This window comes from Methanolobus psychrotolerans, assembly GCF_002243045.1.
Lineage (GTDB): Archaea > Halobacteriota > Methanosarcinia > Methanosarcinales > Methanosarcinaceae > Methanolobus > Methanolobus psychrotolerans.
Genome location: NZ_MBKP01000084.1, coordinates 1 through 3050, shown reverse-complemented (window position 1 = coordinate 3050; position 3050 = coordinate 1). Strand labels below are relative to the sequence as shown.

The window sequence follows — 3050 nt, the reverse complement described above, 5'->3', positions numbered from 1 at the left end:
CGCCTCCTTCCATAGAATACTACCAGGGACGAAGAAGGGGCACTATATATCTCTTCAAGTTGAGATAGCTCTCTCACGCGGTCAAAGAATGTTACCATACAGTAAGTTACTGTACGGTAAGTATTTAGATTTTGTGTTCATGTAGCTCTTACAAGATTTCTCCGTAGACGTTGTAGAAAAGCAATAGAATAACGAAGTTCTGTAGATATCCTTAATATCACCATTTGGAAAGCCCTTCGTCAAAAACCACTTTATGAATAGGGGGGCTTGTCCTTCTATGTTCCTTTTAACAGGACAGAGGACTATAGGGTAGTTGATAAATACCCCCAAATGATATGTTCTTGGAAGCGTTAATATCGGCACTTTCTTGGTGTCCACAACTGACACAGAGGAATTCGGATTGAGTTTTTCTATTATTCTTGTCGATGTGTTTTTCGGGCCTATATCGAATACGGGAATACCTGCGAGGGTAGCCTTATATTTGAGGAAGTTACTTAATTCATCAAAAGCCCATTTGCCGATAGCTGTTCTCACTGCTTTGTTAACCGTGCTGTTAGTTCTAATGCCTTTGAGATTTTCAATTGCAATAGCCCTGTTTGTGTCTTTTGCAGTTTGAACGATTGATTTAGCTATGCAATGATTGGTATCTTTTTTAAAGCGCCTTTCTTTACCACTTATTTTCTTGAGATGCTTTTTAGCAGAGTGAGTTCCTACACTTTGAAGAATTGCTTTGAGGTTGGAGTAACGCTGGCGTACTTCTGTACATTTCTTTCCACAGAATACTTCACCATCTGAGGTCGTATCTATGTTGATTGTTCCCATGTCTATTCCTATACACCTTGAGGGTCTATTGGGTCTTCATCGGGAACATCCACGACTACCATGAGATAGAAAGTTTTGTTATAGGAGGCTTAACCATCTTCCTCTAAAATTCTTTTTCCCATAATCTCTTCTTAGAGTACTTGTTTCTGTAAAAATTTGCATAAATATATCATAAATCAAAATCTAACTTAAATAGAAATGATTATACTTAATTAAAGCTATTAGCAGAGTTAAGGTTAGTATATATTATATGTGCATTTCTTTTATGGTGAAGCAAAATGCAAAATGAACTTGGTATGGATGTCCCTCATGCTGTTGTTAAACGTGCAAAGGACAAAGAGTGCATTCAGGGTGTAAAGTATGTGTATAAAGATGGTGTGTATGGAGATAAGTTTCCTGCAGCCAGCATAGGTGGGAAAAAGGCAACAAGGTTTGGAAGTATTGACAGAGCTGATGCAAATAAAGTAAGTCTTGGTAGTGGCTGGGTTGCATTTATGTCCCCATCTTACGCGGATGTAACGGTCACCAATAGTGGCTCAAAGCCTGAAAGTAAAAAAAATACTTTTTCAAATGTTAAAAGTGATGGCAACGATAAGAGTACTACACGAAATATCAATAGCGCTCCTAACTTTCTTCTCTCTATCAAACGCGGATATGATTTCTTCCGGGGATTTATACGATTAAAGGTGTCCGTCACAAACAATACATCCCTTGTATTAACGGATGTAGAACTCGATTTTCATTATGATGAAAAGAACCTGCATCTGGGCAGGTCTGAGCCGGATTATGATCTGAAAAAAGAGAGATTTCATCTTGGGAACATCCATGCTAATATGTCAAAAAGCATTGCTGTCTATTTTGAACCCATGATGTGTTCTAAAGGAACTGTAATCGACTGTATAGTTACTTATAAGGATGCCACAGGTCATCTCCAGACCGCAAAGATGGAACCAGAGAGAATAGAGGTCACATGTCCTATCCTGAAAAGTGATCATGGCATAAACATCGCAAGATTATGTCAGTTGATAGAGACTCTGCCATGCAAGGACAGTAGGATATATGGCATAAGATCTGATTATGATGCACTTGGTCTGAAAAATAGTCTGCTGAGTACGATGCAGAACTATGATCTTCGTCATTTGAGGACACTTCGGACAAATGATGATGGTCAGTATGAGATGTGGTTCTATTCAAGAACGAAGGTCAAGACCAATGATATTGTTCTAAGGCTTAGTATCTCTTCAAAGGAGAGGACAGTTGAGCTGTTTGCAGCCACAGCGGATGCACAGTCCCTGACAGGTCTGCTTGCTGATATGGGGCGTGAGGTTTACAAGGCAATTGAAAAGGAGATTAAAGGCAAAGAGCTGGTTTATCAGGTCTTTAATGTGAACATAACGGATTCTATTATACAGCGAAGCAATCTCCTGAGTTTCTGCGATATGCATGATAATTGCGAGGGTGACGTTGTTGTTGATAACAGTGTAGTCCATCGCTCAAAAATAGCCAGTATTGATAGATAGCTCATATTTTTGTGTAGGAAACCAGTTTGACTATATAAAGCACCTGAGTATATAAACAAAACCTCAATTTCTACTGGAAACCTTTATAAAGGGTCTGGCAAAAAGTAGATCTCCAGTGAAAATTAGCCGAAATTTGCCACAAAACCCTGGACAATGCAGAATAATACAGAATGTATTTTGACTAATTCGGTCGCTACATATCGTTTTGCTCATTTTACCGGAGTCTTAAATCATAGTGTCACCTGCTCTTGATTCGGCTGACCTTTATAAACCACATGTTGAAAAGTAGATGTTCAGAAAAGGGGTCTAAAAAGAAGCATTCTCAGAGGAGCAAAAGCTGTTTAAAGGATAAAATATATAGGGTTGACAAGAGCACCCGTGATAACAGGGTATGGTAACATAATAAGCACTTTCAACACAAGCAGCCACTTAGTTGACAAGAGCACCCGTGATAACAGGGTATGGTAACTAGTAACTACAACCATTTTATCACCTTAAAATTTGTTGACAAGAGCACCCGTGATAACAGGGTATGGTAACCTATGGTATCCTTACCTATGTTTTCGGATTTGAATGTTGACAAGAGCACCCGTGATAACAGGGTATGGTAACATTTGACTCGTTTAAATTGATTCTAATATCTGTTTATAGTTGACAAGAGCACCCGTGATAACAGGGTATGGTAACACGTTCATGTCTGTTAGTTCT

General features: G+C 38.8%; 2 protein-coding genes and 1 CRISPR repeat array. Of the genes, one reads left to right on the top strand and one right to left on the bottom strand.

Annotated elements, in window-relative coordinates:
• Positions 1-81 precede the first annotated feature (81 nt).
• The gene (locus BB781_RS15020) at positions 82-822 is read right to left on the bottom strand and encodes an IS200/IS605 family accessory protein TnpB-related protein (RefSeq protein ID WP_094229260.1); all 741 of its coding nucleotides are present in this window, start codon (positions 820-822) and stop codon (positions 82-84) included.
• A 278-nt stretch (positions 823-1100) separates the two neighbouring features.
• Between BB781_RS15020 and BB781_RS15015 the strand changes: the two genes are divergently transcribed.
• Positions 1101-2342 carry a hypothetical protein gene (locus BB781_RS15015; protein ID WP_094229259.1) on the top strand — a complete coding sequence of 414 codons (1242 nt, stop codon included), beginning with the start codon at positions 1101-1103 and terminating at the stop codon, positions 2340-2342.
• 362 nt (positions 2343-2704) lie between these two features.
• Positions 2705-3029: direct repeats of the CRISPR family, unit length 37 nt; unit sequence GTTGACAAGAGCACCCGTGATAACAGGGTATGGTAAC.
• Between the last annotated feature and the right edge of the window lie 21 nt (positions 3030-3050).

Coding starts and splice junctions, on each gene's coding strand:
- BB781_RS15015 (WP_094229259.1), top strand. CDS start 1,101: ATGCAAAATGAACTTGGTATGGATGTCCCTCATGCTGTTGTTAAACGT.
- BB781_RS15020 (WP_094229260.1), bottom strand. CDS start 822: ATGGGAACAATCAACATAGATACGACCTCAGATGGTGAAGTATTCTGT.